Here is a 6,651-nt window from a genome sequence, read left to right on the forward strand (position 1 = left end):
TGCGCATGGAGTACAGCCCGGACGAATACCAGAACCTGCTGATGTGCGAATTTATTGACGATCTGGCGTCAGTATTCCCGCTCAGCGAACTGCAGGCGTGCATGGTGGACAGCTGGGAAGTCTGGACCGATTTTCAGGCGCTGGCGCTGCGCCCGTTTGGCTGGCGAGAAGTCTGGATCGGTTACGACCCGGCGAAAGGTACGCAGAACGGTGACAGCGCAGGCTGCGTGGTTATGGCCCCGCCCACTGTACCTGGCGGGAAGTTCCGCATTCTGGAACGTCATCAGTGGCGCGGGATGGACTTTCGCGCCCAGGCGGACGCTATCAAAAAACTAACTCAGCAGTACAACGTGACCTATATCGGCATCGACTCGACCGGCGTCGGGCACGGTGTTTATGAGAACGTAAAAGCGTTCTTTCCTGCCGTGCGGGAGTTTGTCTACAACCCCAACGTCAAAAACGCCCTGGTTCTCAAGGCGTACGACATTATCAGCCACCGCCGTCTGGAGTTTGACGCCGGGCATACCGATATTGCGCAGTCCTTTATGGCTATCCGCCGCGCCACAACCGCCAGCGGCAACCGCCCTACTTACGAAGCGAGCCGCAGCGAAGAAGCCAGCCACGCAGATTTGGCCTGGGCAACGATGCACGCACTGTTTAACGAACCGCTGCAGGGCGAATCCGCCAATACCAGCAATATTGTGGAGATTTTTTGATGGGCAAGAGGACTAAAAACCGCGCTGCTGTTAAACAGAGCGTTGAACAGAGCAACGGCATATCTGCAGAAGCTTTCAGCTTTGGCGATCCTATCCCGGTGCTGGATCGCCGCGAACTGCTGGACTATGTGGAATGCGTACAGATGGACAGATGGTATGAACCGCCAGTCAGTTTTGATGGGCTGGCTCGCACTTACCGTGCCGCCGTGCATCACAGCTCACCTATTGCCGTTAAACGGGACATTCTCAGCAGTACCTACATTCCGCACCGTCTGCTCAGCCAGCAGGCTTTTTCCCGGTTCGTCCAGGACTATCTGGTGTTTGGTAACGCCTATCTGGAAAAGCGCACCAACCGGTTGGGCGGTGTTCTGTCACTGGAGCCTTCACTGGCAAAATACACCCGCCGCGGGATCGATTTAAATACCTATTGGTTTGTGCAATATGGAATGACCACACAGCCGTATGAGTTCACCAAAGGCAGCATTTTTCATCTGCTGGAACCTGACATTAATCAGGAGATTTACGGGCTGCCCGGCTATCTCTCCGCCATCCCGTCAACCCTGCTCAACGAGTCCGCAACGCTGTTTCGTCGGAAGTATTACATCAACGGCAGCCATGCGGGTTTCATCATGTACATGACCGACGCAGCACAGAATCAGGAGGACGTGAACAATATCCGCCAGGCAATGAAAAGCGCCAAAGGCCCGGGCAACTTCCGCAACCTGTTTATGTATTCGCCCAACGGAAAAAAGGACGGCATCCAGATAATCCCGCTGTCAGAAGTTGCAGCAAAGGATGAGTTTCTGAATATCAAGAATGTGAGCCGCGATGACATGATGGCAGCGCACCGCGTGCCACCGCAAATGATGGGGATTATTCCCAACAATACCGGCGGCTTTGGTGACGTAGAAAAGGCGAGCCGCGTCTTTGTACGTAACGAATTGATGCCGCTGCAGAAGCAACTGCAGGAGTTGAATGATTGGATTGGGGAGGAAGTGATCAGTTTTGAACCTTACACTTTGGACATTCAGAGTGAATGATACAAAACAGTCGTCACAATAAAGAGGGGCGTAAGCCCCTTTTAAATTAAGCACGCAAAATAATTTGCTGCTGAACCTGGATAGGCTGCAATGTCTGATATTTTTGCCTTATTAGGTTATATAATTCAGGCATTTCCTCAGCAGATAAAGTTACAATTAGAACATAAGGCAATTCATCTAACTCATCTACATCAACAGGCATCCCACAATCGCGACCATAATAAGCGATGTCAAAGCAAGGATTAGTTAACTCACCTTCTTTGAAGGTATGTTCACTTCTTAACGTCGTCTCCCATTTATGAGCATCAATGCGCTGCTCATTTTCATCAGCATAAACATTTTTCAGATTGAAAAGAGGAAACGTGAGTCCATCACTATCCGAAATGCCTTTACGCATGGTCACCTCCAATCCACTTCTGGTGTAGTTTAATGGGTGCTCAGCATCCACTGGACTAGAGAAGCAGAATGTTGCCCTCAAATTCACACGACCTTTCATCGGAATTTCGGGAACAGGAATAAGCGCTCGCATGTGTTGGGATGGCTTCAGTTTTCCTTGATAGATAACTTTTACCTCATCATCCCCGCAGAATATCACTTCACTCAGATCATGAGGGAAACGACCCCAACCGACCTCGTAGCGATTAAGTTTTTTACATTCTGCATGATGTATAAGAAGTGCCTTAGCAGTCAGCGGCGTAATGTTGTACTGCAGTGATGAACTTAACGCTATCGCCTGCCGCAACACCAACGGCGCTGAAAAACTCGTTCCGGCAGTGCTGACAAGCCCATTAAGCATAGGACTGTATACCTGAAAAGGTTCATCCTCATTCCCACCAAATGCGACCCCATCAGGCTTTACAAAGCCGGGGCTTCGCCCTGGCCCAATGCAACTGTAGGAGCACCGCTCCCAGTCTTCAGATAAAGATGTTGCCGCACCAACAGACAGTCCATTAACCAAGTCTGCTGGAGGCTGAATTCTGTTCAATTGAGCGGGGAGATGGCCATCATTACCTACTGCAATAGTGCAAAGCGTTTCACCACTTGCGAGAATTTCCTCAAGCGTAGAAGTCCACACATGAACATCATCATCATCAACTGGTAATCTTGGCCCTAAACTTAAATTCACATAATCATAATGTTTTTGTTCTAAAACACTTTTAATTCGGATCAAAACATCAAAGAGATCCACATCCGAATTATTAACATTGGGGTCCAAAACACGATAATGATCAATATTGCAAAAAGGCACCATCAATTTCTCGGTATCCGTACCCAGAACTCCAAACAGAACAGTGGACGTTACATCCTGCCCGTGAGAAAGCAACTTAGAACTTGTGGCAGAGTTGCCATTAAAGGTGTACTCAGTAACCCATGGGCTGAAATCATCCACACCCAGACCACCGTCGAATATAGCTACCTTTAAATTTGGGTTCACAGCCCCCTCAGTAGGCAAACTAAGATGCGAAGTTTGTGCCACAGAGCGCGCTATAACTGGTTCGCTTAATCTTAATTCAGGAAGTTCTCTAAGCGTTCTAAGGAAAGAAAACTCAGCCAGTTTTAAAGCAACATCTTTACTTGCCTTAATTGGCATAAAGGTTAAACCTTTAACCTTTATGCTCCTTGTTGTATCAATGACAGCACCATTTTGCAAAGCGAAGGATTCAAAAGTATCGATTACATTTGAGGTATTTTCTGGAGTATGCAGCGCCACCTCAATATTCATCATTTCATGATCATTGATTGATTTTACTTTATCAGATACTTCAAGCATTGAAATGCTTTCCAGCGTAATAAAGTCATTCTGCTGTCCCTTCGTTAACGCATCTTTATTGATAGCATCAAGAAATTGCTGAAAGTTTTCCTGCTTACCGGAAACATAAATACAGGCTGTTGTGTACTCATCTTTCCGCCCTTTCTTTTTGATATCCTTTCTAGGCTTAATTTTAATAGCTTTACTACCGATACTACCAAGAGAAAATCTATCCAGCAACCCTACAGGGAAATAGCTTTTAGCCAGAAATGTTGGGTGAAGTACAAATTTTGCCACAGCTTTGCCCTCAGGCATTGCTGATGGCGGGATTTTATTGATTTCAGAAATCAACTCACCCAACTGCCGGGAAATAACAGGTTTATTTTCAGAGTAGGTATAAGGTTTATTTTTACTACCACCTCCCCGATTCAATGTTATTGAACCAGTTAGAGTTTCCCCATATCCAAGCAGCATATTTTTATCATTCATTTCCTTCGTCCTCTGCCTTCACAAATTTACTGACCTGAGTTCTAGATATGCCTAGGTCGCGTGAAATTTTCCTTTGCGCAATATTTTCAGCTAACATTGTTCTAATGACGTCTTCAATAGACTCTCCTTCTAATAATTCATCTATCAACGATGAACTTAAAGGAGAGTTTTCTATAATAGAATTACGCCTAGCCTGATTGATAGCTCTTTCAATTACAGCATAAGATACCTTATCCAATCTAGCCGAAATGTACTCAGCTAAACTATCACCGATATCTTTAGACATTAAATATCTTTGAATTAGGTCTTTAGTTGGATAGTCAAAATCAATCACCCTATCAAATCGTCTCCATGCCGCAGGATCGAGTAATTCTGAATGGTTTGTAGCAGCAATTAGTATAGAAGTGTTAGGCCATTCATCAATAGCTTGTAAGAGCACAGTAACTAATCGCTTGAGTTCTCCCACATCCGTTGCATCATCTCTTTTTTTAGCAATTGCATCAAATTCATCAAGCAGAAGCACACATGGGAATGATGAAGCATAATTAAGAACCGCTTTTATGTTATTTCCCGTTTTACCTAAATAACTGCTCATTACACTCGCAAGATCCAATGTAAGAAGCGGCATATCAAGCTTACAAGCCAACCATTTTGCAGCTAACGTCTTCCCAACTCCAGGAGGCCCCCCCATGAGAAGAGATCTGGAAGGATGAAGCCCCTCCTTATAAAGACGTTCTTTCATTTCCCATTCGATCACAAACCGATTTAGTTGCACATCAGTTTTACTAGGCCAAACAGGTTCTACATCAATAACCACAGGATAAGTTTCAACTAACAACTTTTGCCTACTGTCAGCATCAACTGGAGCAGCTTTAGGTATCAACGGCTGTGCGCGCTCAACAGCGACAGCACCGCTGGTATGCAGAAGCAGACTTTCCAGTTTGTTCGCTAGCTCAGGAGATTCTTTCTTGAGTTTTTTTGCCATAACTCTTAGCCGCATGAGAAGACTTTCTCTCTTCCCTGCAAGCGCATCACTGACTACATCAATGAGCATTTCATTCGTAACATTAATCATCAAACCACCTTTACGGCAAAAACCAACCACAATAAAAACAATAATACACCAATAATGCTAAATAGCAGCCATTCGAGAGCCAAAAAACCTAAATACCGAACCACTTTGAACAAAAACCGAACCACATCACAGATACATTGAGAATGATTTAACAATTGCACACAGTTATTACCGCCGCCGCGCGCTCGTATCCCCGCCACGCCTGCGCGCTTTATGTAGTGGTTTTCATGCACCTGCATGAAACAGGCAAAAGCCCGCCAGTTCTGGCGGGCCTCAGCATAAACGATCCTTAAACGATCATGCGTTCTCATGCGGCATAGTCATGCACTACGACGAAATCAGTCAAACAGAGAATAATTTGCATCAAATTCATGACTTGTGGCTTCGACTTTCGTAATAACTATCAAGTAACCAAGTCCATCAGATAAAGACACCGGATACTCCAGCTCAAGCCAGAAACAGTCATCATAAGTTCTTCCCATCCAGTATCCGCCGCCGCACTCTTTTGGTCGTTGAAAGAAAACCCACTGACCGGGAATGATTGTTTCCAGCGTTTGACCGCGATATACAATTTGATACTTGTTGTCTTTAGACCCCATAGCTAACGCCTCGCATAGCTCGTTGTTCAACCTTGCGAGCGCCAGAACTACGTTCCGCCTCTCACAACGTTATCTAATGTAACCAGCTGTCGTCCTCCCAGACCTGCTGCATAATTTCCATCACTCGCTTTTTGTCTTCATCCAGTTTTAACCCGCTCAGTTCAACACCATTGGCACTGCCCTTACGGATACGAATTGCTGTTTTGGGATACAGAGGGCGCAAATTACGGTAAAGCTCGGATTCAAGGGCTTCCAGTGTGGCCTGGCTAATCTTCTGCTCTTTATCGATCATTATTTCAATTCGCATACAGATTCCCTTTAACTGGTAACGTCCATTGACCGGCTGTATTCATGGCTGCGAATTTTCGCCATCAACTCGTCTGTCAGTTCGGACACCCACTGGATAGCCAGCCGCTTTTCTTCGTCGCTGCACTCACTAGCCGCTACAAGCTTGATAAAAAAATCAATACGCTGGAGCTTTAATGACTCCAAAAGATAGTCCTGCATCTTCCCTCCTATCATTACACGGATACACAACAACTGTATATATACCCACTGTTTATATAAACAGTATAGTAGGAAAGAAAAAATGTAAAACTCTTTTTTGTCAGTTAATTGGATGTACTGATGTCGGTCAATAAAGCACGAAATGTTAAACAGCAGTCTTAGTACCATTGACGCCATTTGTCATCTTCCTGCAGCCTCTGGTTACGGTAAAAAATACGTAAACCGGCACCGGATGGAATGCTGCCGCCACGCAGAAGCAAATCAATCTCAGATGCACTACCTTCAAACCCTCTGGCAGTCAGTTCTGCCTCAAGCTGCAGGCGCTGCTGCTCCGAAATACTCTGTATGAATGCTTTTTTCCGCTTCGGTTTTACCAGTCTCAACCTGGCTGTCAGCTCCCGCCGTTCCTTCTGGCCCATGTTGTGGAGATATTCCTGCAGCTCCTTCTCATCCATGGTTTTAATATCGGGTAAAT

8 protein-coding genes and 1 pseudogene are annotated in these 6,651 nt (G+C 45.6%); 2 read left to right on the plus strand and 7 right to left on the minus strand.

The annotated features are described in order from the left end of the window. Together OGY10_RS04165 and OGY10_RS04170 are read left to right on the plus strand one after the other, a co-directional pair. The coding region (locus OGY10_RS04165) for a phage terminase large subunit family protein (RefSeq protein ID WP_502873676.1) at positions 1 to 716 on the plus strand (716 nt) is incomplete at its 5' end. Further along, positions 716 to 1,756 carry a phage portal protein gene (locus OGY10_RS04170; protein WP_286576330.1) on the plus strand — a complete coding sequence of 347 codons (1,041 nt, stop codon included), beginning with the start codon at positions 716 to 718 and terminating at the stop codon, positions 1,754 to 1,756. The genes OGY10_RS04165 and OGY10_RS04170, both read left to right, overlap by 1 nt. Positions 1,757 to 1,802: 46 nt before the next feature. Here the strand turns inward: OGY10_RS04170 and OGY10_RS04175 are convergent, their stop codons facing one another. The 7 genes and pseudogenes from OGY10_RS04175 to OGY10_RS04205 form a co-directional block, all read right to left on the minus strand. Next, positions 1,803 to 3,995 (minus strand): S8 family peptidase, encoded by a 2,193-nt coding sequence (locus tag OGY10_RS04175; RefSeq protein WP_286576332.1) that lies wholly within the window; start codon positions 3,993 to 3,995, stop codon positions 1,803 to 1,805. Then, on the minus strand, positions 3,988 to 5,070 hold the full coding sequence (locus tag OGY10_RS04180) for an AAA family ATPase (protein WP_286576334.1): 1,083 nt from the start codon (positions 5,068 to 5,070) through the stop codon (positions 3,988 to 3,990). Before OGY10_RS04180 ends, OGY10_RS04175 begins: the two co-directional genes overlap by 8 nt. Next, positions 5,070 to 5,381 (minus strand): hypothetical protein, encoded by a 312-nt coding sequence (locus OGY10_RS04185; protein WP_286576336.1) that lies wholly within the window; start codon positions 5,379 to 5,381, stop codon positions 5,070 to 5,072. The genes OGY10_RS04180 and OGY10_RS04185 overlap by 1 nt, the downstream gene beginning before the upstream one ends. Before the next feature lie 27 nt (positions 5,382 to 5,408). Continuing rightward, entirely contained in the window at positions 5,409 to 5,669 is a 261-nt protein-coding gene (locus OGY10_RS04190; RefSeq protein WP_019077493.1) for a hypothetical protein, read from the minus strand. 73 nt (positions 5,670 to 5,742) lie between these two features. Continuing rightward, entirely contained in the window at positions 5,743 to 5,976 is a 234-nt protein-coding gene (locus OGY10_RS04195; RefSeq protein WP_019077494.1) for a DinI family protein, read from the minus strand. A gap of 11 nt (positions 5,977 to 5,987) precedes the next feature. After that, a complete protein-coding gene (locus tag OGY10_RS04200) occupies positions 5,988 to 6,176 on the minus strand; it encodes a hypothetical protein (RefSeq protein WP_001154444.1) in 189 nt (62 codons plus the stop codon). A gap of 158 nt (positions 6,177 to 6,334) precedes the next feature. Further along, a pseudogene (locus OGY10_RS04205) lies at positions 6,335 to 6,651 on the minus strand (replication endonuclease); the annotation flags it as partial.

This window comes from Citrobacter sp. Cpo148 (assembly GCF_030332375.1).
In the GTDB taxonomy this organism is placed as follows: Bacteria; Pseudomonadota; Gammaproteobacteria; order Enterobacterales; family Enterobacteriaceae; genus Citrobacter; species Citrobacter portucalensis.

What these genes read in the sequence shown, in the direction of transcription:
- OGY10_RS04170 (WP_286576330.1), top strand. Translation starts at nt 716, where the DNA reads ATGGGCAAGAGGACTAAAAACCGCGCTGCTGTTAAACAGAGCGTTGAA.
- OGY10_RS04175 (WP_286576332.1), bottom strand. Translation starts at nt 3,995, where the DNA reads ATGAATGATAAAAATATGCTGCTTGGATATGGGGAAACTCTAACTGGT.
- OGY10_RS04180 (WP_286576334.1), bottom strand. Translation starts at nt 5,070, where the DNA reads ATGATTAATGTTACGAATGAAATGCTCATTGATGTAGTCAGTGATGCG.
- OGY10_RS04185 (WP_286576336.1), bottom strand. Translation starts at nt 5,381, where the DNA reads ATGAGAACGCATGATCGTTTAAGGATCGTTTATGCTGAGGCCCGCCAG.
- OGY10_RS04190 (WP_019077493.1), bottom strand. Translation starts at nt 5,669, where the DNA reads ATGGGGTCTAAAGACAACAAGTATCAAATTGTATATCGCGGTCAAACG.
- OGY10_RS04195 (WP_019077494.1), bottom strand. Translation starts at nt 5,976, where the DNA reads ATGCGAATTGAAATAATGATCGATAAAGAGCAGAAGATTAGCCAGGCC.
- OGY10_RS04200 (WP_001154444.1), bottom strand. Translation starts at nt 6,176, where the DNA reads ATGCAGGACTATCTTTTGGAGTCATTAAAGCTCCAGCGTATTGATTTT.